Origin of the sequence: Arthrobacter sp. Ld5 (assembly GCF_051172775.1) — a bacterium.
Classification (GTDB): Bacteria; Actinomycetota; Actinomycetes; order Actinomycetales; family Micrococcaceae; genus Arthrobacter_D.
Map to the genome: position 1 here is coordinate 1 of NZ_JBPKBO010000017.1, position 21,932 is coordinate 21,932.

A 21,932-nucleotide genomic window follows, 5' to 3' on the forward strand; every position below is an offset into this window, starting at 1 on the left:
CCGCGGTACCAGCGCCTCCTGCTCCGGAGCCTCCCGCTCCCGTACCGGCTCCCGTACCGGCGCCCGTGCCGGCCCCCGCCCCGTCGCCATCCGAGGGGCCGGAAGCGGAGATCGAGCCCGACATTCTCCTTGATCCCGTTACCGGTTTCGGCATCGACCCCATCACCGGGTGGCTCGTTCACCCGCCCACGGGATATCTGATCGAACCAGGGACGAGCATTCTGGTGATTCCGGGAAGTCTCGCTTACACGACGTTCCGCTGGGACCCTACTACCGGGCTCGTCGGGAAGAGTGGTGGATTTTGGATAAGGTGAGGCCGCTCGCGACAATGGACCAATAAGCCTCGTCAGTTACAGTTCGACCGTACTGTAGGGAGGTGTCTGCATTCGTTGGTGAAGTAACTGAAGCCGAGCTCCTCGCCCGGATCTTCCCGCGCCTCCCCGCGCCGGACGGCGTCCTCCTCGGCCCCGGCGACGACGCCGCGATCCTCGCCGCACCCGACGGCAGGACGGTGCTCAGCATCGACACGCTCGTCGAGGACCACGACTTCCGGCTCCTGCGCCCCAACGGGCACCGCACCACCGGGTACGACGTCGGCTGGAAGTGCGCGGCGCAGAACCTCAGCGACATCAACGCGATGGGGGGCCGCGCCACCTCGCTCGTGGTCAGCCTGACCCTCCCGCCCTCCACCCCCGTGGCGTGGGTGGAGGAGCTGGCCGACGGCCTGACCGCCGCGATCCGCGAGCTCGGGGCGACCGGGTGCGGCGTCGTCGGCGGCGACCTCGGCGCCGGGGCGCAGCTCGTCGTCACGGCCGCGGTCACCGGGAGCCTCGAGGGACGGGAACCCGTCCTCCGGTCCGGCGCGCAGCCGGGGGACATCATCGCGGTCACCGGGACGCCGGGCCGCGCCGCCGCAGGCCTCGCCCTGCTCGAGGACGGCCGCCCGCTCGAGGACTTCGGTGGAGCGCGCGAGGAGCTCGCCGCCGCCCAGCTGCGTCCCCGCCCGCCCCTCGCGCTCGGCCCGGCCGCCGCCGTCGCCGGCGCGTCCGCCATGCTGGACGTCTCGGACGGACTCATCCGCGACGCCGGCCGCATCGCGGCAGCGAGTGGCGTCACGCTGGACCTCGACCCGGAAGCGCTCCGGCCCTACGCCGTCCCCCTGGAGGAGACCGCCGCGCTGCTGGGCCTGGATGCCATGGAGTGGGTGCTCGGCGGCGGCGAGGACCACGGGCTCCTCGCCACGTTCCCGCGGAGGGCCCTGCTGCCCGCGGGGTTCACTGCGGTAGGCTCGGTAGTGCCGGGCGAGCCGCTCGTGACACTGGCGTCACAGGCCGCAGCTCTCAGGGGATGGGATCATTTTGCACACTAAGGTCACCGCGAACGCGATCGCGATGAAGCGTTGGTTGAGCAAGGCCGAAGAGTCCCTCGGCAACCACAGCGATCGCCTGAATGCGATCAACATCTTCCCCGTGGCGGACGGCGACACCGGCACCAACCTCTACCGCACCGTCCGTTCCGCGGCACGCGCCACGCACGACGTCGACGCCGACGACCTCGGTGAACTGCTGTCCGCCGCGGGCCGCGGCGCCATGGAGGAGGCGCTCGGGAACTCCGGCACCCTCTTCGCCGTCTTCCTCTCCGCGCTCGCCGAACCGCTGCACGGCACCACGCGGCTCACCAGTCCGCTGCTCGCCTCCGCCCTGCACCGCGCGCAGATCCGCAGCTGGTCCGCCCTCAGCGACCCCGTGCCCGGCACCATGCTCTCGGTCCTCGAGGCCAGTGCACGCGGCGCCGCCGAGACCGCGTCCGCGCACGCCGGCGACGACAGCAACGCCGCCCTCGCCCTCACCCTCAGCGCCGCCGTGCAGTCCGCGCTGCGGGCCGTGGTGGACACGGAGAGCCAGCTCGGCGCGCTGACGGAGGCGAAGGTGGTGGACGCCGGGGGCGTGGGATTCCTCCTGGTCCTCGACGCGCTCCGCGCCGCGGCCCTGGGCGAGGAGCTGCAGGACGAACTCCTCGACGGCCTGCACGGCTACGACATCCAGTCGCCGCACATCCACCTGGGCGGCGACGCCGACGGCGTGGAGGTCATGTGCACCATCAACCTGAGCCCGCTGGACGCCGCCACCCTGCGCCTCCACCTCGACGAGATCGGTGACTCGGTGATCATGAGCGCCGTCACGCAGGTCGAGGAGGGCTACCGCTGGCGCGTCCACGTGCACGTCCCGGACCCGGAGCCGGCCCTGGCCCTCATCCACGAGGCGGGAACACCGGTCAGCATCACGGTGACCCAGCTCGCCGTGGCGCCCGTCGGAGTCGAGGCCGGTGAGTCCTGACGTCGTGCGGCCCGTGACGGGCACAACCCGGGAGGCGACCGCATCCGAGCTCGACGCGCCGCTTCACAAGCGCCTCGGCCCGGTGGCCAAGCACCTGGAGAAGCACTTCGGCATCACCACGGTCGGCGAACTGCTCAACCACTTCCCGCGCACCTACCTCAAGCGCGGGGAACTGACGCCCATCGCCGAGGTCCCGGTGGACGAGGAGGTGACGCTGATCGCCCGGGTGCAGTCCGCCAACTCGCGGCGCATGCACACGCGCAAGGGCACGCTCCTGGAAGTGGTCATCACCGACGACGCCGACGGCAGCCTCGGCGGCATGAACCTCACGTTCTTCAACGGCTTCACGGCCGCCCGCGAGCTCAAGCCCGGCGTCCGGGCCATGTTCTCCGGCAAGACCACGCTCTACCGGGGCCGGCTCTCGCTCACCAACCCGCGCTACTCGCTGCTCGACGAGGGCGACGACGACCCCGCCCGCGCCAAACGTCCTATCCCGGTCTACCCGGCGGTGGAGAAGCTCAGCAGCGACCAGATCGCCAAGGCCGTGGGCGTGGTCCTGGACACCCTGCGGCTCGCCGACCTCGACGACCCCATCCCGGCGTCGATCGCCCGCCGGGACAAGCTCATGAGCCTCGCCACGGCCTACGAACTCGTGCACCGGCCGCCCGAGATCGAGGACGCCTACCGCGCCCAGCACCGCCTCCGCTACCAGGAGGCGTTCGTCCTCCAGGCCGCCCTCGCCCGCCGTCGGGCGCTCGCCGCCCGTGAGGACGCGACGGCGCGTCCGCCCTCCGCCGGCGGACTGCTCGACCAGTTCGACGCCCGGCTGCCCTTCACCCTGACGCAGGGCCAGCGCGACGTCGGACGCACCCTCGCGGAGGACCTCGCCCGGGACCACCCCATGAACCGGCTGCTGCAGGGCGAGGTGGGCTCGGGCAAGACCCTCGTGGCCCTGCGCGCCATGCTGCAGGTCATCGACGCCGGGGGGCAGGCGGCGCTGCTCGCGCCCACCGAGGTCCTCGCCGCCCAGCACCTGCAGTCCATCACCCGGACCCTCGGTCCGCTGGCCGAGGGCGGCATGCTCGGCGGGGCCCTCGACGGCACGCGCGTGGTCCTGCTCACCGGGTCCATGTCCACGGCGCAGCGCAAGAAGTCCCTGCTCGACGCCGCGTCGGGGGAGGCCGGGATCGTCGTCGGCACGCACGCGCTCCTGTCCGAGAACGTGCAGTTCTTCGACCTCGGCCTGATCGTCGTGGACGAGCAGCACCGCTTCGGCGTGGAGCAGCGCGACTCGCTGCGGACCAAGGCCCGCACCTCGCCGCACGTGCTGGTCATGACCGCCACGCCGATCCCGCGGACCGTCGCCATGACGGTCTTCGGGGACCTCGAGACCTCGACGCTCTCCGAACTGCCGGCCGGCCGGTCCCCGATCGCCACCCACGAAGTGGGGCTCACGGAACACCCCGCGTGGATCGACCGCATCTGGGCGCGCGCCCGCGAGGAGATCGACGCGGGCCGGCAGGTCTACGTGGTGTGCCCGAAGATCGGCGACAACGGCAGGACCGACGACGACGCCCCCGAGGCGCTCTACGGGGAGCCGACCGGGGACCGGAAGGCCGGGGGAGCGCAGGAGCTCACCAGCGTCGTCGCGCTCTTCGACTCCCTGGCAGGGATCCCGCAGCTGCAGGGCGTCACGAGCGCCATGCTCCACGGGCGGATGGACCCGCAGGACAAGGCCGACGTCATGGCGCGCTTCGCGGACGGCACCGTGCAGCTGCTGATCGCCACCACGGTGATCGAGGTGGGTGTCGACGTCCCCAACGCCACGCTCATGGTCATCATGGACGCGGACCGCTTCGGCATCTCCCAGCTGCACCAGTTGCGCGGGCGCATCGGCCGGGGCGGGCACGCGGGGACCTGCCTGCTCGTGACGAAGCTGGAGCCGGAGCACCCGAGCCGCGAGCGGCTCTCCGCCGTCGCGTCCACCACGGACGGCTTCGAACTCTCCCAGAAGGACCTCGAACTCCGGCGCGAGGGGAACATCCTCGGGGCCTCGCAGTCCGGCGGGCGCTCGGCGCTGCGCTTCCTGAAGATCACCCAGCACGGCAAGGTCATCGAGAAGGCACGCACCGACGCGCAGGAGATCGTCGCGGCGGACCCCGACCTGCACGAGCTGCCGGGCCTGGCGCTGGCCATCGACCTGTACCTCAACCCCGAGAAGGAAGCCTTCCTCGAGAAGGGGTGAGTCGCCGCGTCTGAGGAGGTAAGGTCTCCTCCATGACGCAGATACGGATCGGAGACGCGGCCCGCTTCCTCGCCGTCAGCGACGACACGGTGCGCCGCTGGATCGACGGGGGACTCCTCGGCAGCGCCAAGGACGCCTCGGGCCGGGCCGTCGTGGACGCGCTGGAACTCGCAGGCCTCGCACGCCGCAACGCCGTGCTGCCGGGCGATCCGTCGGACATCGGCCGGTCCGCCCGCAACCGCTTCGTCGGCATCGTCACGGACATCATCACCGACACCGTCATGGCCCAGGTGGAACTGCAGTGCGGGCCGCACCGCGTGGTGTCCCTCATGAGCAGCGAGGCCGTGCGGGACCTCGGCCTGGAGAAGGGCTCCATCGCCATCGCCGTCGTCAAGGCCACCACGGTCATCATCGAGACGCCGGCGGGCAAGGGATGAACAGCACGCGCCCGACGCCGGGTCGTGGCATCGGAGCTGCGACGGCCGCCGTCGCCGTCGTGCTCGCCCTGACCGCGTGCGGCACCACGAGCTCCGACGCCGGCCCGGACGGTGCCGCCTCGGGGGGCGACGCGATCGACGGCAGCATCACCGTGTTCGCCGCCGCGTCCCTCACGGCCCCGTTCACGGACCTTGCCGCGCAGTTCGAGGAGGCCTACCCGGGGACGGAGGTCAGGCTTACCTTCGCGGGCTCGTCCGATCTCGCCACCCAGATCGGGGAGGGGGCGCCGGCCGACGTCTTCGCGTCCGCCGACGCGGCGACCATGACGAGGGTCGCCGACCTGCTCGCCGGGGAGCCGGTGGCGGTCGCCACGAACACGCTCCAGCTCGCCGTGCCACCGGACAACCCGGCGGGGATCGCCTCCCTCGCCGACGCGGCACGGCCCGGCGTCCGCACGGTGCTCTGCGCACCCCAGGTGCCCTGCGGGGCCGCGGCGGCCAGGGTCGGCGAGGCCGCCGGCGTGGACCTGGAGCCCGTCAGTGAGGAGTCCTCCGTGACGGACGTGCTGGGGAAGGTCACCTCCGGCGAGGCGGACGCCGGGCTGGTCTACGTGACCGACGTGCGGGCGGCGGGTGACGCCGTCCGCGGCATCGCCGTCCCCGAAGCCGCCGGCGTCCCGACCACCTACCCGATCGCTGCCCTCGCCGACAGTGCCGACGCCCCGACCGCGCAGGAGTTCGTGGACTTCGCGGCCGGCCCGTCGGGGCGGTCCGTCCTGGAGGCGGCGGGCTTCGGTGCACCCTGACGTCATGCCCGCGAACGCCGGAGCCGGGAACGGCGGATCCCTGAACGCCGCACGCCTGCCCGGCTGGGTGGTGGCGATCGCCGTCGTCGGCAGCCTGTTCGTGGTCCTGCCCGTCGTGGCGATGGCCCTCCGGGTCGACTGGGCGAACTTCATCGCCCTCGTCACCTCGGAGAGCGCGACGGCGGCCCTGCTGCTGAGCCTGCGGACGTCACTGACCGCGACGGTGCTCTGCATCCTCTGCGGCGTGCCCATGGCGCTCGTCCTCGCCCGGACCTCGTTCCGCGGCCAGCGGCTGCTGCGCTCCCTCGTGCTGCTGCCGCTGGTCCTGCCGCCCGTGGTCGGCGGCATCGCGCTGCTCTACACCTTCGGGCGGCGGGGGATGCTCGGCGGCAGCCTCGACGCCCTGGGCCTCGAGATCGCCTTCACCACCACCGCCGTCGTCCTGTCCCAGGCCTTCGTGGCCCTGCCGTTCCTGGTGCTCAGCCTCGAGGGAGCCCTGCGGACGGTCGGCACGCGGTACGAGGCCGTGGGCGCCACCCTCGGCGCGGGGCGCTGGACCGTGCTGCGGCGCATCACCCTGCCCCTGGTGCTTCCGGCGCTCGTGTCCGGGGCGGTGCTCTCCTTCGCGCGGGCCCTCGGGGAGTTCGGCGCCACCCTGACCTTCGCGGGCAGCCTCCAGGGCACCACGCGGACGCTCCCGCTCGAGGTGTACCTTCAGCGCGAGACCGACCCGGACGCCGCCGTCGCCCTCTCCTTCATCCTCGTGCTGGTGGCCGTCGCCGTCGTCGGGGTGGCCCACCGCGTCCGGCCCCTCGGGGACCTCGCGGCACCCTCGCGCTCGAACTCCCGGGACGCGGCCCGCCCATGAGCCTCACGTTCGCAGCGACGCTGGCCGATCGCGGGTTCGACGTCGCCTTCGGGCTCGCCCCCGGGGAGACCCTCGCCGTCCTCGGGCCGAACGGGGCGGGCAAGTCGACCCTGCTCGCCCTGCTCGCCGGGCTGCTCGCACCGACCGCGGGGCGGGCGGACCTGGGCGGCACGGTCCTGTTCGACGTCGGCCCGGACCGACGGACGCTCACGGAACCGCGGCACCGCGGGGTATCCCTGCTTGCGCAGGAAGCGCTGCTGTTCCCGCACCTCACCGCACTGGAGAACGTGGCGTTCGGCCCGCGGAGCCGCGGCGTCGACCGCACCGGCGCCCGCAAGACGGCCCTGACCTGGCTCGACCGCGTCGACGCCGGGGACCTCGCCGGACGGCGGCCCGGGCAGCTCTCCGGCGGGCAGGCGCAGCGCGTCGCGGTCGCCCGGGCACTCGCGGCGGACCCCGCCCTGCTCCTGCTCGACGAACCGCTCTCCGCCCTCGACGTCACCGTCGCCCCCGCCATCCGCACCCTGCTCCGGGACGTCCTCGCGGAGCGTTCCGCCGTCGTCGTGACCCACGACCCCCTCGACGCCTTCCTCCTCGCGGACCGCGTGCTCATTCTCGACGGCGGGCGCGTGGTCGAGTCCGGGGCCACGACGACCGTCCTGACACGGCCGGTCACGGCGTTCGGTGCGCACCTGGCCGGCCTGAACCTCGTGACGGGTCTCCGGACGGCGGACGGCTTCACCGCGCGGGACGGGTGGACGGTGCCGCTGGCCGGCACGGCCCCGGAGGGTGGGCCCCTCGCGCTCGCCGTCCGGCCGGGTCGCATAACCGTGTCCCGCAGTGCCACGACGGCACCCGGGTCGGTCTGCCTCCCGGCGGCGGTCGACGACGTCGAGCACCGCGGAGACTCGGTCCGCGTACACGCCGGCGGCCTGGCCGCGGACGTGGCGCCGTCAGACGTCATCGCCCTCGGGATCGTGCCCGGCAGCCGCCTGTTCCTGGGGTTCCGCCACGAGGACGCCAGCATCTACCCGGTGTAGGGCGTGCGTGGCGGGCGGGCGATAGAGTCGACGGTATGACGCGCATCATCGCCGGAGCAGCGGGCGGCTCGACCCTCACCAGCGTCGAGGGCAACGGCACCCGTCCCACCACCGACCGCGTGAAGGAAGCCCTGTTCTCGAGCCTCGAGTCCTACGGCGTGATCCACGGCGCGCATGTCCTCGACCTCTACGCCGGCTCGGGATCCCTGGGCGTGGAGAGCGCCAGCCGGGGCGCGGCCACCGTGGACCTCGTCGAGTCCGCCGACCGCGCCGCCGCCGTCGCGCAGAAGAACGCCGACCTCGTGAACCGGGTGCTGGGCTGGACGGCGGTCCGCGTGCACCGGTCCAAGGTGGAGACCTACCTCGAACGCGTGGCGCCGGATTTGACGTGGGACCTCGTACTCATGGATCCGCCCTACACAGTGATGGCGGACGGCGTGCTCGCGGTGATCGGCGCCCTCGAGTCGCGGCTGGCCGAGGGCGCGGTGGTCGTCGTCGAGCGGTCGTCGCGGTCCCCGGAACCGGAGTGGCCCGCGTGGCTCGAGCGGTTCGCGGACAAGAAGTACGGCGAGACGCGCCTCTGGTTCCTGGAACCCGCCGTCGACTGACGCACGGCCCGGGCCCGGGCTCTCACCATGCGGGCGGTGTCGGCGTGTGCCGACACCGCCCGTCCCGCACCCGGACCGGAGGGGGTCAGGCCGCCGGGTCGGGCGGCCCGGCCTCCTCCCGGGTCAGGCCCGGCGCCTCGTCCTGACGAGCGCCGTGACGCCCGCGGCCAGCCCGAGCAGCCCGGCGACCAGGCCCGCCCAGCCGACCGCCGTCGTCGTGCCCGAGGTGGCGTCGGTGCTCGAGGCCGCCTGCTCGGTGTCGACGGCCTCGTCGGTCGCCGCGCCGTCGGCGGCGTGGCCGCCGTGCGCGTCCTCGCCCTCGGCGGCCGCCGTGGTCACGAAGGACGGAGCGGGCTTTTCGGGCTCCTCCTCGCCCTCGACGGTCTCCTGGGTCCACTCGGACACCTCACCGTCCGTGTAGGACTGGATGGCCGGCAGCAGCACCGTGGAGCCGGCCTCGGGGAGGCGGCCCACCGAGATGGAGAACGTCTGGTACTCCTGCTGCGAGATCTCCGCACCCTCCTCCGCCGTCCAGACGACGGACAGGGGCCCCTCGGTGAGCGTGGCGCCGTCGGGGGTGGTGACGGGCTCGGGCAGGGTGCCGGTGACCACCTCGGCCGTCCAGCCCTCGACCGGCTTGACGCGCACCGAGGTGAAGGGCTGCTCGGAGGGGAGCTGCACCTCGAGCCTGTTCGTGCCGGCGGTGTCCGATTCGTTGGGCACGCTGAAGGTGAGCTGCGCGTAGCCGTCCTCGGTGGTGGTGTTGGGGGCGACGCTGACGTGGGCGTTCGCCGCGCCGAGGCCGACGGTCATCAGGCCGGCGGTGGCGAGGGCGACGGCGCCGGTGGTGAGGGCGCGCGAAGAACGGGGGTAGGTCATGGGACTGCCTTTCGCAGGGTGCGCTCCGGCCCGCGTGGGCGGGAGGACGTGGAGCGGCTTCGGAACTGGGAACGTGGTGCGATTCGCCACCGGAACCCGGGTCCGTCGTCGGGACGTCCGGGTCAGTTCGGCAGCGGGCAGGCGCGCGGCGGACCCCGCAGGGTCGGCACCGAGGCGTGCACCGACAGCGGGGCGACGGGCGGCGGGACGTCCCGGACGGGACGACGGCGTGGCGGAGCCGGCGGGGGGAGCGCCGGAAGGACGAACAGCGGACGGAGCCACGCTCGGAGGAACTCCAGCGCGCGGTCGCTGCGGGAGACCGCGACGGCCAGGGTCACCGTGGCGAGCGCGTGCAGCAGCAGCATCAGGAGGCCCCCGGAGGCGGCGGCCGCCGAGTCCTGCGCAGCGGGGGAGCAGGCGAGCTCGAAGGCCGCATGGTGGCCGGGCATCGCGGAGGAGCTCTGGCAGACGGCCGGAGCGGCGGTCATGCCGAAGAGGGTGTGCAGCAGCAACTGTCCCGCACCCATGGCGAGGAGCGCTGACCGGAAGGAGAGGGCGCGGCGGGTGAGCAGCATCATCGGGAGCAGGAGGAGCGTGCCGAGCAGGACGATCACGCCGAAGTGCGGCAGGTGCCCGGCGGCGGCGACGTGGGACGCGGCCGACACCGACAGGATGAGCGAGACGAGTGTGAGTGCCCGGAGATAGGGAAGACCGCGGCCGGCCATGCGTCTCCTCCCCGTGGTGTGTGGTGTCCGGAACAAGCGTACCGCCGTCGTCGGCACCGCCTGCCTGCGGTACTTCGTCTGGGCGGCTCCGGCGGATGGGCCGCAATCCTAGGTCGGGGGCTCCTCGAAGCGCGCGAGGTCCGGGCCTGTCAGGACGGCCGCCGGATGGGGCCCGGCGGCCAGCAGCGCCGGTGTCCAGTCGGCCGGCCACGCCGTACGGCGGGCGGCGACGATGACGTTCCCCGCCTGCCCGCCGTCCACCATCGCCGCCTCGGTCAGGACGGCGGTGGCAGACGCGAGCGCCGAGAGCTGCCGGCTCTGCGCGCGGGCGAAGGCCAGCGGGGGGTCGTCGCCGACGTTGACGAGCACCACGCCGTCGTCGGCGCAGACGCGGAGCAGGTGCGCCGCGAAGTCCGGGCCGGTCAGGTGGGCGGGCGCGTCCGCTCCCGCGAAGATGTCCAGCACGACGACGTCGAAGGCTGCGTCCGGCTGCTCGAGCACCGCGTCCGCGGCGTCCCCGGCGACGATCTCGCACGAGGTGCCCTCCGGCAGCGGCATGGCGTCCAGGACGAAGTCGAGCAGCTCGGCCTCCAGGTCGACGGCGACCTGCCGGGAACCGGGCCGCGTGGCCTGGACGTAGCGGACGAGGGTCAGGGCCCCGGCGCCGAGGTGCAGGACCCGCAGGGCAGCACCGGGGGGTGCTGCCAGGTCGATGACGTTCGCGATGCGCTGCAGGTACTCGTAGAAGACTCGGCCGGGATGCCGCAGGTCCACGTGGGACTGCTGGGCGCCGCCGATGCTGAGGATCAGGGCGCCCTCGATGTAGGCGTCCTCGTCGAGTTCCGCGTACGCGCCCGTCCCCGGGAGCCAACGGGTCGGGACCTCGTACTCGCCGTCGGGCCCCTCCTCGGGTTCGGCGACGGGTCCGTCGCTCACAGTCGGCCCCGCAGGGTCGCCAGGCGCCGGGCGCCTTCCTCGATGACGTCGAACTTCTTGCAGAACGCGAAGCGGAGCAGGGACCGGGTGTGCTCGGCGCCCTCGGCGTGGCAGAACATGGCCACGGGGATGGCGGCGACGCCGATCAGGCCCGGCAGGCGGCGCGCGAAGTCCGTGGCGTCCTCGATGCCGAGCGGCGCGGCGTCCACCATGGTGAAGAACGTGCCCTGCGGCTCGACGACGTCGAACCCGGCTGCGCGGAGCCCCTCGCCCAGCAGGTCGCGCTTCTTCCGCAGGGTGCCCGCGACCTCCGTGAAGAACGCGTCGGGCAGCGCCAGGCCCTGGGCGACGGCGCCCTGGAACGGTGTGCCCGAGGTGTAGGTGAGGAAGGTCTTGACGGTGCGGACCTGGGCGACGAGCTCGGCCGGTCCGCTGAGCCAGCCGATCTTCCAGCCCGTCACGGAGAACGTCTTCCCGGCGGAGGAGATGCTCAGGGTGCGTTCCGCGGCCCCGGGCAGGGACGCGATCGGCACGTACTCCGCACCGAAGGTGAGATGCTCGTACACCTCGTCCGTGACGATGATCGCGCCGTGGCGCGCGGCCAGCCGCACGATCAGCTCGAGGGCGTCGCGGGTGAAGACGCTGCCCGTCGGGTTGTGGGGGTTGTTGACGACGACGATGCGCGTGCGGTCGCTGAACGCGGCCGCGAGGCTCGCGGCGTCGGGCTGAAAGTCCGGGGCGCACAGCGGGGCCGTGGTGTGGGTGGCGCCGGAGAGCCCGATCACGGCCCCGTAGGAGTCGTAGAACGGTTCGAAGGTCAGCACCTCATCCCCGGGGCCGGCGAACGCGAGGATCGCGGCGGCGATCGACTCGGTGGCGCCCGTGCTGACGATCACCTCGGTCTGCGGGTCCACCGTGAGGCCGTAGAAGCGCTCCTGGTGGGCGGCGACGGCGTGGCGCAGTACGGCGAGTCCCTGACCGGGTGCGTACTGGTTCGCGCCGTCGGCGATGGCCGCCCGCGCCGCGTCCAGGATCTCCTGCGGGCCGTCCTCGTCGGGGAACCCCTGGCCGAGGTTGATCGCGGAGTGCTGCTGCGCGAGGGCCGTGACTTCCTCGAAGATGGTGATGCCGAGCCGGCCGTCGTCGCCGAGCAGGTTCGCGCCGCGCGCCGCCCGCATCCATGGTGCGTCGCCGGTGGGCGCGGTGGGAGTCCGATCGTTCGTCGTCATCCCACCAGTATTGCCGCTCCCACCCCGGGGAGCCCGACCGGTCCCTCACTGGCCGCCGGGAGTGGGTACGGTGGGGGGATGAGCCGCGCCGTCTGCCCCGGATCCTTCGACCCCCTCCACAACGGCCACCTCGAGGTCATCAGCCGTGCCGCGCGGCTCTTCGACGAGGTGATCGTCGCCGTCTCGACGAACTACGCCAAGACCTACCGCTTCGACCTGCGGCAGCGCATGGAGTTCTGCGCGGAGAGCCTCGCGCACCTCCCCGGGGTCAGGGTGCTCCCCATGGGGGACGGCCTGCTCGCGGACTTCTGCCGGGAGCAAGGGGCCAACGCCGTTGTGAAGGGGCTGCGCTCCTCGCTCGACTTCGACTACGAGCTCCCGATGGCCACCATGAACCGCCACCTGGGGGACATCGACACCGTGTTCCTGCCGACGGACACCGAGTTCGCGCACGTCTCCTCGACCCTCTTGAAGGAGGTGGCGTCCCTCGGCGGGGACGTCGCGCCCTTCGTGCCGGACGCGGTGAACAGGCGGTTGCGTCCGGCCTGACGCCGCGCCGCGACCTCCGGACCCGGCCCTCACACCGGGCGGGCGCAGGCCGGTCGGATGACGGACGCCGCGAGGGCCGTGCTCTCCTCGACGAACCGTGCGAGCCACCCGAACGGTCCGATGTCGGGCTCCGACCGGGCCATCGTGATGTCCGCTTCGGAGCACTGCGCCAGATTCATCGAGGCCCGGGTCACGTGGTAGGTGGAGGTGACGACGACGATCTCGTCCCAGCCGTTGTCCCGCGCCAGTGCTGCCACGGCGCGCGCCTCTCCGCGCGTGGTCAGCGGATCCGGGACGAAGCAGGTGGTGCGCGGGCGCTCGTCGGCGCACACGGCGTCGGCTGCCGCATTGCCCGGCAGCCCGGTGGAGGAGAGGACGAGTTCGTCCGCGACGCCGTCGTCGACCAGGTCCTGTCCGACCGGCAGGCGTTCCGCCGCCGCTCCGGCGAGGACGACGACGGCGTCGGCCCTGCCTGCCGGGCGCAGCGGGGGATCGTAGAAGAGCGTCCAGGCCAGGACCAGCCAGGCCGTCACGCCCGTGACCAGCAGCATGCATGCCACCCGCAGGCTCCGGGGCAGGCGACGACGCTGACCAGGGGGCGGCGATTCGGACATCACGGCTTCGAGCCTAGACGCCCGGTCCGTTTTGGGCCTGCTGGCCGGATCAGGCTAGGATGGTACGTCGGTCATATGTTCTACAGGAGTCACCATTAAAAGCGATCTCAGTTCGCCTTTGACTTTCAGTGTCAAGGATCTCGGGCGCAGCCCGGGAAGCATGCGGACAATCGAAGAACATGCACCGGTACCCAAGGATTTCGGCGTCGCCCTGATCGGCGTGCAGGAAGGTTCCGAGATGGAACTGGATCTGCGTTTCGAATCGGTCCACGAAGGAATCCTGGTGTCGGGAACGGCCAACGTCGAAGTAACCGGCGAGTGCGGCCGGTGCCTGGAACCACTGCGGTTCGACCGCGATGTGGAGATCCAGGAGCTCTTCTTCTACAGCGACTCAGCGTCGCTGTCGGTGGAAGAGGAAGAAGAACAGCACAGGGTGGAGAACGATTCGGTCGATCTGGAACCCGTGCTGAGGGATGCGGTGGTTACCTCGCTGCCATTCCAGCCGGTGTGCCGGAAGGATTGCCGGGGTCTGTGTTCCGAATGCGGAGCCCAGCTCAACGATGATCCGGACCACCACCATGAAGTTTTGGATCCTCGCTGGTCAGCCCTTGCCGGGCTGACAGGCACCGCCGCCGAGCAGGACGCGGCACCCAAATCAGAGTCAGACGAGAAGGAAGAGAGTTAGCCGTGGCTGTCCCGAAACGGAAAATGTCCCGCGCGAATACCCGCGCACGCCGGTCCCAGTGGAAGGCAACCGCCCCCAAGCTGGTCAAGACCCTCGAGAACGGCCGCGTCACCTACAGCCTCGCCCACCAGGCCAAGGTTGTCACCGACTCCGCCGGCACCCCGCTGTTCCTCGAGTACAAGGGCCGCAAGGTAGCCGACGTCTGACAACGGACCCGCGCCAGGCAGGCCTCAGGCCCGCCTGGCGCCGTCCGGTGCTGGATCAGCTGATGCAGTTGTGAAGAATACGGAAGACCTCACGAAGCGTCTCGGTGTCGATATCGACACCGGGACGCTTCGTCTTGCCCTCACACACCGCTCCTACGCCTACGAGAAGGGCGGGATCCCGACGAACGAGCGCCTGGAGTTCCTCGGTGACTCGGTACTCGGGCTGGCGGTCACGGATGCGCTGTACCGGGATCACCCCGATCTGACCGAGGGCGATCTCGCCAAGAGACGCTCGGCCGTGGTCAGCACCAAGGCACTCGCCGGAGTGGCCCGCACGCTGGACCTCGGCAGCTACGTGCTGCTGGGCCAGGGGGAGAAGCTGACCAACGGGCGGGACAAGGCCTCGATCCTCGCCGACACCATGGAGGCCGTCATCGGGGCGGCCTACCTCAGCCACGGCGTCGAGACGGCCCGTGCCATGGTCATGCGGCTCATCGGACCGCTGCTGCGTGATGCGGCGGTCCTCGGCGAGGGGACCGACTGGAAGACCCGCATCCAGGAGACGGCTGCCGCCCGACGGCTCGGTGTGATCGACTACCAGGTCGACGGCACGGGGCCCGACCACGCCCGGACGTTCACGGCCCGCCTGGTCATCGGCGGCACCGAGTACGGCTCCGGGTGCGGCAACTCGAAGAAGGAAGCCGAGCAGGCGGCCGCGGCCGCGTCCTGGAAGACGCTCGCCGCGCCGTTCTCCCCGGACGGCCCGGATGACGGCTTCGCCGGTGTCCTCGGTACCGCCACGCCGCCCGACGGACCCTGAGTGCCTGAGCTCCCCGAGGTCGAGGTCGTCCGACGCGGCCTCGCGCGCTGGGTGGCGGGCCGCACCATCGACGCGGTGGAGGTCCTGGACCCCCGATCCGTGCGGCGTCACGTCGCCGGGGTAGAGGACTTCACCGGCAACCTCGTGGGAGCCCGCGTCAGCGACGTCGTGCGCCGGGGCAAGTTCCTGTGGATGATCCTCGAGAATCCCGACCGGGCCGAAGGGCTTCCGCACCTCGCGCTGATGGCGCACCTCGGGATGAGCGGACAGCTCCTGGTCGAGGCCCCCGACGCGTCCCCGGAGAAGCACCTGAAGGTCCGCCTCGCGCTGTCGCCGGCCGTGGACGACGACGGCGCCCCCCTGCCCGGTGAGCTGCGGTTCGTGGACCAGCGGATCTTCGGCGGGATGTTCGTGGCGGACCTGGAAGCCACGCCGGACGGCCATTCCGGCGGGCTCGGCTCCACACGTCTGCCACTCGTCCCGCACCAGGCGGCACACATCGCGCGCGACCCCCTCGACCCGGCGTTCTCCGTGGACGTTTTCCACGACCGCCTCCGCGGACGCAGGACCGGCCTCAAGCGTGCCCTCCTCGATCAGGGGCTCATCTCCGGGATCGGCAACATCTACGCGGACGAGGCGCTCTGGGCGGCCGGGTTCCACTACGCGCGTCCCACGGACACCCTGCGCCGCCCCGACACCCGCCGCATCGTCGACGCCGTCACCTCGGTGATGGAGCGGGCGCTGGCGGCCGGCGGCACCAGCTTCGACTCGCTGTACGTCAACGTGAACGGGGCGTCGGGATACTTCGCCCGCGACCTCGAGGCCTACGGGCGGGAGGGCCGCCCCTGCCGCCGGTGCGCTGCGGAGGGCCGGACCACGCTCATGCGCCGCGAGTCGTTCATGAATCGATCGTCCTACCTCTGTCCGCACTGCCAGCCCAGACCCCGTAATGCACGGTCATGAGATTCTAGGCGAAAAAGGTGATCCACACCTCGTAATCTAAATGTGACAACTGGCAGCAGCAGCCAGTACGGTTGTTCTTGCGTCCGATCCACAACGGATGGGCGCCCTTCCTCACACTGCCGAACCCTGTCGATGAGGATGGACCGTTCGCACTACACATTCGACAGGGGCGGGGGAACCACTAGGACTCCATCAGGAGTCCTAGGGGTAAAGACACGCACGGATCGTCCACTGGGGACGATGATCCGAGGAAAACGTGTCCGGATGTCCCATCCGAATCCGACAGCTAACTTCGCAGGCATTGGGAAAGGCATCAACTTGTCCAAGCAGAGCACTCACGCGCGCCACCGGGCCGTCCCCACGCGCACCAACCCCTTCGTCACCGCCTCGCGGGCCTTCTCCGCAAGCGCTTCGGTCGCCGGCAAGCCCGCCGCCGTCGTCGCCGTCGCGTCCGGCCTCATGCTCGGCGCGTCGCTTCCCGCGAACGCCGCGGGCGAGGTCAGCACCCAGCCGGCAGCAGCATCGGCCGCTGCAGGCACCCACACCGTCCAGGCAGGCGACACGCTCGGGTCCATCGCGGCCATGCACGGCGTGAGCCTCGACGCACTGTTCGCGGCCAACGGCCTCGGCTACGCCTCGGTCATCTACCCGGGCCAGTCCATCTCGCTCGGCGGCTCCGCTGCTCCTGCGCAGTACTCGGTCCAGTCGGCCCCGGCCGTCGCAGCCCCGGCTGTCGCGGCACCGGCTGTCGCGGCACCGGCTCCGGCAGCTCCCGCCGCCTACAGCTTCCAGTCCACCCCTGTGGCCGCCCCGGCCGCCGCCAGCGGCATCGTCGCAACGGCGATGCAGGGCCTGGGTTCCGGCTACGTGTACGGCGGAACCTCGTTCGGCGCCTGGGACTGCTCGGCCTTCGTGCAGTGGGTCTACGCCCAGCACGGCATCGACCTGCCGCGCACCACCTGGTCCCAGTTCGCCACCATGACGCCCACCAGCAACCCCCAGCCGGGCGACCTGGTGAGCCAGAACGGCGGAGGCCACGTGGGCATCTACCTCGGCGACGGTCAGATGATCAGCGCCCTGAACGCCTCGCAGGGCACCATCGTCCACTCGGTCAACGCCATGCCGGTGGACGGGTACTACACCCGATAGCCGAGCCGCCGGCCACAGAGTCGGCGACACCGCTCAGCCAGTCAGAAGGACGGGATGCATTCCGCATCCCGTCCTTCTGCGTTCCCCGGATGCCCGTCCTACGTGCTCGTCGCGCACGTGTGGTGGGTGATCGGCGTCGGGACCCGCCACAGCTGTACGTTCACGGCGGGTGGGGGTGCGGAAGAGCCGCGCGGCGCCCGAGGTGCGTCAGCGGTAGAACGCCGCCAGGCGCCCGAGTCCTTCGTCGACGCTCACTGCCGGGCGCCAGTCGAGGACGTCGCGCGTGTGCCGCTGGTCGAACCAGTGCGCGGTGGAGAGCTGCTCCGCGAGGAAGCGGGTCATGGGAGGCTCCTCCGTCCGGCCGAGCCGGAGCCAGGCCCGCTCGATGACGGATCCCGCACCCCGCGCGAGGGCTCCGGGCACGGACCGCGTGGGCGGTGCCACGCCGCCGGCCCGGCAGATGCCGGCGAGCAGCTCCGCGATGGGACGGGGCTCGCCGTTGGTGACCACGAGGGCCTGGCCCTGCGCCACGTCCAGGCGCCGCAGGCAGGCGACGATCGCCGAGGCCGCGTTGTCGACGTACGTCGTGTCGATCAGTGCCGTCCCGCCGTCGAGCAGGGGCAGACGGCCGTGCCGTGCGCGGTCGATCACGCGTTCCACCAGCTGGGTGTCGCCGGGACCCCACACGATGTGCGGCCGGATGGCGGCGACGCGGAACGCCGGGGTCGAACGGGCGAGGGCGAGCAGTTCGGCCGAGGCCTTCGTGCGGGCGTAGTCGCCGCGGGCGTGGGCGGGGTCCGCGGGCCCGGCCGGCGCCCCGACCAGGGAGGAGCCGTCGTGCGCGACGGACGGCGAGGACACGTGGACGACGTCGGTGACTCCGGCGGCAGCGGCGGCGTCCAGGAGGATCCGGGTCCCGTCGATGTTGGTGCGGTCGAAGTCGGCGGGAGCCCCGGTGAAGGAGACCTTCGCCGCCAGATGGACCACGGCGCGGCAGCCCCGCACGGCGGTGGCGACGATCGCGGCGTCCGTGATCGGGCCCAGGACGTCCTGCGCACCGGAGACGCCGGAGGGCCGGCGCTGGAGGCACCGGACCTCCTCCCCGGCCGCGACGAGGTGCTCGGCGACGGCGCGCCCCAGCATTCCGCTGGCGCCGGTGACGAGGACGGTCACAGGGACCCCGCGCGGGTGCCGGAGAGGAACCGGCCGCACCACTGCGCGATGCGCGTGCGGTCGATCTTCGCGTTGTGCCGGATGTCCACGGGGAGGGCGGGGACGGTGATGACGGCGGCCAGATCCACGCCGGCTCGGCCAGCAGCCGCGCGGGCCGCCGCCGCGAGCGGGGCGTCGGCCAGCGCCGGGCGCCGTCCTGCCGTGTCCGTCTCGAGGACCGCGACGACGGCCTGTGTGCCGGCGGGACCGACCCCCACGAGGGCCGCCAGCCGGACATCGTCGATCGTCTCCAGCGACTGCTCGAGGGCGACGGGCGTCAGGACGCCGGAGGCCGCCGTTATGATGTGGCCGAGCCGGCCCTCGACCCAGAGCCGCCCGTCCGCGTCGAAGTGACCGACATCGCCGGTGCGGTGCCACGGGGGAGTTCGCGTGGACTCCTGCTGCGTCCGCCACAGCCGGAAGTAGCGGTCCTTGACGTGCGGGGCATCGACGAGGATCTCACCGGTGCGTCCCGGGTCCGTGGTCGGTGCGCCGGTCGCCGCGCCGTCGACGTCGAGCGGGCTGACGGTCACGCGGGCGCCGTGGACGGGGAGGCCGACACACACGCCGCCGCCGGCGCCGTCAAGGCCGTCCCGCGCGTCCGCGGCGGCCTGGCGGATACCCGCGAGGTCGATGTCCGCGACGAGCAGGGACTCGGTCATGCCGTAGGGGGTATGCACGGCGGCGGCCGGCACGAGGTCCTGCACCGCTTCGAGGAGCGGTGCGGGGATCGGCGCTCCCGCCGAGAGCAGCAGGGAGATCCGCCCGAGGGCCGCCCTGCCCGGATCGGTGAGCTCCCCCGCGGTGGAGAGCACGTTCCGCAGGGCCGCCGGCGAGGCGAAGACGACGGTCGCGTCGATCGCGTCCGCGGCGTCGGCCAGCGCCTGCGCGGTCAGCGTGCGGGGCGCGGTGACGTCCATGGCCGGGGTGACGGACGTGGCGCCGAGCGCCGGCCCGAGCAGCGCGAACGGCGCGAAGCCCGCGACGAGCGAGGCACACTCACCGAGCCCCAGGGTGGCGCCGACGGCGTCCCGCATCGCCGAGAGCTGCCGGTGCGTGTAGACGACGCCCTTCGCCGGCCCCGTGGACCCGGAGGTGAACAGGATGGCGGCGTCGGCGTCCGCGGCGGGTGCCTCCGGTGCACGAACCGCGGGCCGCGCGGCGCGCAGGTCGCCGAGCGAGGCGTCCACGCGCAGCGCCCGGCGCCTGGCAGCGGACAGGGGAGCGGCGCTGATCCGCCGTCCCGGCCAGCCGAACGCGCGGGCCGCGACGAGGGCGCGCTCGATGCCGATGACCACGTCGGGCGCGGAGCCCTTCACGGCCCGGCTGAGGCCGCGCGCGCCGAGGCCGGCATCGGCGACGACGATCACGGCGCCGATGCGCAGGCAGGCGTAGATGAGCACGGTCAGATCCACGCCCGGCGGGACGAGGAGGCTGACCCGGCTGCCGGGGCCGTAACCGAGCGCGGTCAGACCAGCGGCGACGGCGGCGACGTCGTCGGCGAGTTCCCGCCAGGACAGGGTCCGCGGCGGGCCCGCGGGCTTCATCTCCGCGACGGCGGTCCGTGCCGCGTCCGGTCCGGCGGCCAGAGCGGTGAGCCGCTGCCCGAGCGGGATGTAGGGCGCGTCGCCGGGTGACGGGACGTCGACGGACGGCGCGGGGTCTCCGACCGACCGCTCGGCCAGCCACTGCAGTGCCGTCGCCGCCGTGTCGGCGTCCTCCTGCACCAGATGGCTCGCCTGCTCGAAGCGGTGGACGTCGGCGGAGGGGAGGCGCTGTGCGAGGTCCTCCAGGTAGGGGTCCGAGAAGATGGGGTCGTGCGGCCCCCACATCATGAGGACGGGGACGTCTAGGCTGCGGATGCCCTCGGCCGTCGAGGTCAGGGCCGGATAGCTGGGATGGGACGGGTCCGCGGGGATGTCCGAGACGAACTGCGCGATGCCCTGCCGGTCGGCGGCGGTGCGGTAGGGGTCCCTGAAGGCGCGGCGCACGTCCGGTGCGAGGGCCGGCCGGGCGAGGGCGAGCGTGACGTCGAGGAACGCGCTCGTGGTCCGGGTGCCGAGGCCGTGGACGCCCGGGGCCAGGGCGAGCCGGAGCGGCGCGGGAATCGGCCGGTCCGGGTCCTGGTGGATGGCGGTGTTGGTGAGGATGACGCCGGCCAGGTCCTCCCGGTTCCGGTTCGCGTAGCCGAGGCTGATGACGCCGCCCCAGTCGTGCCCGACCGTGACCACGGGGCCGGTGAGCCCGACGGCGGCCACGAAGTCCTCGAGGTCGGTGATGCGGTCGCCGAGCCGGCGGAACACTCCTGTCCGCGCGGAGTAGCCCATCTCGAGCTGGTCCACGGCGATGACGCGCCAGCCCGCAGCCCGCCCGGCAGCCAGGTAGCTCCGCCACAGGTAGGACCAGGTGGGGTTGCCGTGGACGCAGAGCAGGGTCCCCTGCACCGTGGCGGCGTCGAGGTGGGCGCCGTTGTCGAGGTAGTGCCAGCGATGGCTGGTGCCGGGGCGGTCCGCCGCGCTGGTCGAGGGCACGTCGAGGTACGTCGACCAGGAGGGGTCGACGCCGGGGAGTGCTACCACGCAATCTCCATCATCGATGTGTTCAGTCCGGACCCGACGCCGAGGCACAGGACGCGGTCCCCGCTCTTCAGGGACGCGCCCTCCTGGGCGAGGGTCATGGGCAGGGACGCCGGTCCCACGTTGCCCCAGTGGGGGAAGGTGATGGGGACCCGATCACGCTGGAGGTCCACGGCCTTGATGATCGCGTTCGTGTAGGAGTTCGAGACCTGATGGGTGACATAGCGGTCCATGGCGTCCCACGCCCAGCCGTCGGCCTGCGCCTCGTGCCAGGCGGTGACGACGAGGTCGAGGCCGCCGTCGAGCAGGCCCTTGGTGTCGGTGTACATGCCGTCGATGCCGCCGACACACAGTTCGTGGTGCTCGGTCCCGGCGCGGGAGACCCCGCCGAGGATGCGGTGCGAGCCGGGGTGCAGGTCCGCCGGCCCGAGCACGGCGGCGGCAGCCCCGGACCCGAGGGTGAGCGTCGCGAATTCACTGAGGAAGTCCTCGCGCGTCGAGTCCTCCCGGTTGAGCCGCCGGAACGTGGCCTCCTGGGTCTGCTGGGCGTCCTCGCCCGCGACGATCAGCGCGTACTTGATCTGTCCCGAGTCGATCATGTTCGCGGCCAGGGTCATGCCGTTGACGAACCCGAGGCACGCGTTCGCAAGGTCGAAGTTCATGGCCGAGGAGGGGAGGCCGAGGGAGTGGTGGATCTTCACCGCGACGGACGGCTCGAGGTTGCGCCGCGTCACCGAGGTGTTGATCAGCAGTCCCACCTCACCCGGTTCGATGCCGGCCTCGGCCATCGCCTTCGCGCCGGCCTCGATGGCGGCGTCGTCGAAGTCGGAGCCCGGGGACCACCACCGCCGCTCGGTGACGCCGGCCACGCGCTCGAGGAGCCGCTTGGAGAGGCGCAGCCGCTTGAGGCTGGGGGCGAGCCGTTCGTCGAACTCTGCGGAACTGACGACTAGCGGCGCCTCCACACTCGTGACGGCGAGCAAGGCCGTGTTGTCATGTCGGAAGGTCGCGTTACCGGTCAAATTTCCTGCCTCGTCAACTGATAGCGC

The 21,932-nt window shown here is 72.2% G+C and carries 22 protein-coding genes and 1 riboswitch; of the genes, 14 read left to right on the plus strand and 8 right to left on the minus strand.

The window, feature by feature from the left end; all coding sequences use genetic code 11:
* Positions 1 to 376 precede the first annotated feature (376 nt).
* From ACSGDB_RS07820 to rsmD, 8 genes are read left to right on the plus strand one after another with little or no spacing between them, the layout of a single operon-like run.
* Positions 377 to 1,369 carry a thiamine-phosphate kinase gene (locus tag ACSGDB_RS07820; RefSeq protein ID WP_434993989.1) on the plus strand — a complete coding sequence of 331 codons (993 nt, stop codon included), beginning with the start codon at positions 377 to 379 and terminating at the stop codon, positions 1,367 to 1,369.
* 22 nt (positions 1,370 to 1,391) lie between these two features.
* Positions 1,392 to 2,336 carry a DAK2 domain-containing protein gene (locus ACSGDB_RS07825; protein ID WP_434993990.1) on the plus strand — a complete coding sequence of 315 codons (945 nt, stop codon included), beginning with the start codon at positions 1,392 to 1,394 and terminating at the stop codon, positions 2,334 to 2,336.
* Entirely contained in the window at positions 2,326 to 4,581 is a 2,256-nt protein-coding gene (locus ACSGDB_RS07830; protein WP_434993991.1) for an ATP-dependent DNA helicase RecG, read from the plus strand. The genes ACSGDB_RS07825 and ACSGDB_RS07830 overlap by 11 nt, the downstream gene beginning before the upstream one ends.
* Before the next feature lie 32 nt (positions 4,582 to 4,613).
* Complete coding sequence (locus ACSGDB_RS07835) at positions 4,614 to 5,018, plus strand: TOBE domain-containing protein (RefSeq protein ID WP_434993992.1); 405 nt, start codon at positions 4,614 to 4,616, stop codon at positions 5,016 to 5,018.
* The gene (gene modA, locus ACSGDB_RS07840; RefSeq protein WP_434993993.1) at positions 5,015 to 5,824 is read left to right on the plus strand and encodes a molybdate ABC transporter substrate-binding protein; all 810 of its coding nucleotides are present in this window, start codon (positions 5,015 to 5,017) and stop codon (positions 5,822 to 5,824) included. Before ACSGDB_RS07835 ends, modA begins: the two co-directional genes overlap by 4 nt.
* Positions 5,825 to 5,828: 4 nt before the next feature.
* Positions 5,829 to 6,692, plus strand: coding sequence for an ABC transporter permease (locus tag ACSGDB_RS07845; RefSeq protein WP_434993994.1), 864 nt, complete (start codon positions 5,829 to 5,831; stop codon positions 6,690 to 6,692).
* Positions 6,689 to 7,732, plus strand: coding sequence for a sulfate/molybdate ABC transporter ATP-binding protein (locus ACSGDB_RS07850; RefSeq protein ID WP_434993995.1), 1,044 nt, complete (start codon positions 6,689 to 6,691; stop codon positions 7,730 to 7,732). The genes ACSGDB_RS07845 and ACSGDB_RS07850 overlap by 4 nt, the downstream gene beginning before the upstream one ends.
* 35 nt (positions 7,733 to 7,767) lie before the next feature.
* Positions 7,768 to 8,340, plus strand: a complete 573-nt coding sequence (gene rsmD, locus ACSGDB_RS07855; RefSeq protein ID WP_434993996.1) for a 16S rRNA (guanine(966)-N(2))-methyltransferase RsmD — start codon at positions 7,768 to 7,770, stop codon at positions 8,338 to 8,340.
* A gap of 123 nt (positions 8,341 to 8,463) precedes the next feature.
* On the opposite strand, the gene ACSGDB_RS07860 is transcribed toward rsmD, so the two are convergent.
* The 4 genes from ACSGDB_RS07860 to ACSGDB_RS07875 all read right to left on the minus strand — a co-directional run bounded on the left by ACSGDB_RS07860 (position 8,464) and on the right by ACSGDB_RS07875 (position 12,109).
* Positions 8,464 to 9,219 carry a YcnI family copper-binding membrane protein gene (locus ACSGDB_RS07860; RefSeq protein ID WP_434993997.1) on the minus strand — a complete coding sequence of 252 codons (756 nt, stop codon included), beginning with the start codon at positions 9,217 to 9,219 and terminating at the stop codon, positions 8,464 to 8,466.
* 122 nt (positions 9,220 to 9,341) lie between these two features.
* The gene (locus ACSGDB_RS07865; RefSeq protein ID WP_434993998.1) at positions 9,342 to 9,944 is read right to left on the minus strand and encodes a hypothetical protein; all 603 of its coding nucleotides are present in this window, start codon (positions 9,942 to 9,944) and stop codon (positions 9,342 to 9,344) included.
* Between the two features lie 108 nt (positions 9,945 to 10,052).
* On the minus strand, positions 10,053 to 10,880 hold the full coding sequence (locus ACSGDB_RS07870) for a spermidine synthase (protein WP_434993999.1): 828 nt from the start codon (positions 10,878 to 10,880) through the stop codon (positions 10,053 to 10,055).
* Positions 10,877 to 12,109, minus strand: coding sequence for an aminotransferase class I/II-fold pyridoxal phosphate-dependent enzyme (locus tag ACSGDB_RS07875; RefSeq protein WP_434994000.1), 1,233 nt, complete (start codon positions 12,107 to 12,109; stop codon positions 10,877 to 10,879). Before ACSGDB_RS07875 ends, ACSGDB_RS07870 begins: the two co-directional genes overlap by 4 nt.
* A gap of 78 nt (positions 12,110 to 12,187) precedes the next feature.
* Here ACSGDB_RS07875 and coaD point away from each other — a divergent pair, with 78 nt between their 5' ends.
* Positions 12,188 to 12,658 (plus strand): pantetheine-phosphate adenylyltransferase, encoded by a 471-nt coding sequence (coaD, locus tag ACSGDB_RS07880; protein ID WP_434994002.1) that lies wholly within the window; start codon positions 12,188 to 12,190, stop codon positions 12,656 to 12,658.
* 29 nt (positions 12,659 to 12,687) lie between these two features.
* Here the strand turns inward: coaD and ACSGDB_RS07885 are convergent, their stop codons facing one another.
* Entirely contained in the window at positions 12,688 to 13,272 is a 585-nt protein-coding gene (locus ACSGDB_RS07885) for a YdcF family protein (RefSeq protein WP_434994169.1), read from the minus strand.
* Positions 13,273 to 13,390: 118 nt separating this feature from the next.
* On the opposite strand from ACSGDB_RS07885, the gene ACSGDB_RS07890 reads away from it, so the two are divergent.
* The 5 genes from ACSGDB_RS07890 to ACSGDB_RS07910 all read left to right on the plus strand — a co-directional run bounded on the left by ACSGDB_RS07890 (position 13,391) and on the right by ACSGDB_RS07910 (position 17,095).
* Entirely contained in the window at positions 13,391 to 13,957 is a 567-nt protein-coding gene (locus ACSGDB_RS07890) for a YceD family protein (RefSeq protein WP_434994003.1), read from the plus strand.
* Between the two features lie 2 nt (positions 13,958 to 13,959).
* Positions 13,960 to 14,163, plus strand: a complete 204-nt coding sequence (rpmF, locus tag ACSGDB_RS07895; RefSeq protein WP_043445822.1) for a 50S ribosomal protein L32 — start codon at positions 13,960 to 13,962, stop codon at positions 14,161 to 14,163.
* 70 nt (positions 14,164 to 14,233) lie between these two features.
* The gene (gene rnc / locus ACSGDB_RS07900; RefSeq protein WP_434994004.1) at positions 14,234 to 14,983 is read left to right on the plus strand and encodes a ribonuclease III; all 750 of its coding nucleotides are present in this window, start codon (positions 14,234 to 14,236) and stop codon (positions 14,981 to 14,983) included.
* On the plus strand, positions 14,984 to 15,946 hold the full coding sequence (gene mutM, locus ACSGDB_RS07905; protein ID WP_434994005.1) for a bifunctional DNA-formamidopyrimidine glycosylase/DNA-(apurinic or apyrimidinic site) lyase: 963 nt from the start codon (positions 14,984 to 14,986) through the stop codon (positions 15,944 to 15,946). It abuts the gene before it with no gap.
* Between the two features lie 107 nt (positions 15,947 to 16,053).
* A riboswitch (cyclic di-AMP (ydaO/yuaA leader) is annotated at positions 16,054 to 16,262 on the plus strand.
* 2 nt (positions 16,263 to 16,264) lie between these two features.
* Complete coding sequence (locus ACSGDB_RS07910) at positions 16,265 to 17,095, plus strand: NlpC/P60 family protein (RefSeq protein ID WP_434994006.1); 831 nt, start codon at positions 16,265 to 16,267, stop codon at positions 17,093 to 17,095.
* Positions 17,096 to 17,302: 207 nt separating this feature from the next.
* Here ACSGDB_RS07910 and ACSGDB_RS07915 read toward each other — a convergent pair whose 3' ends face one another.
* Genes ACSGDB_RS07915 through ACSGDB_RS07925 form a run of 3 tightly spaced genes read right to left on the minus strand, consistent with a single transcriptional unit; the run spans position 17,303 to position 21,905 of the window.
* Positions 17,303 to 18,268: an NAD-dependent epimerase/dehydratase family protein gene (locus tag ACSGDB_RS07915; protein ID WP_434994007.1), complete on the minus strand. Its 966-nt coding sequence runs from the start codon at positions 18,266 to 18,268 to the stop codon at positions 17,303 to 17,305.
* The gene (locus ACSGDB_RS07920; protein ID WP_434994008.1) at positions 18,265 to 20,886 is read right to left on the minus strand and encodes an alpha/beta fold hydrolase; all 2,622 of its coding nucleotides are present in this window, start codon (positions 20,884 to 20,886) and stop codon (positions 18,265 to 18,267) included. The genes ACSGDB_RS07915 and ACSGDB_RS07920 overlap by 4 nt, the downstream gene beginning before the upstream one ends.
* Positions 20,880 to 21,905: a 3-oxoacyl-ACP synthase III gene (locus ACSGDB_RS07925; RefSeq protein WP_434994009.1), complete on the minus strand. Its 1,026-nt coding sequence runs from the start codon at positions 21,903 to 21,905 to the stop codon at positions 20,880 to 20,882. The genes ACSGDB_RS07920 and ACSGDB_RS07925 overlap by 7 nt, the downstream gene beginning before the upstream one ends.
* Positions 21,906 to 21,932 lie beyond the last annotated feature (27 nt).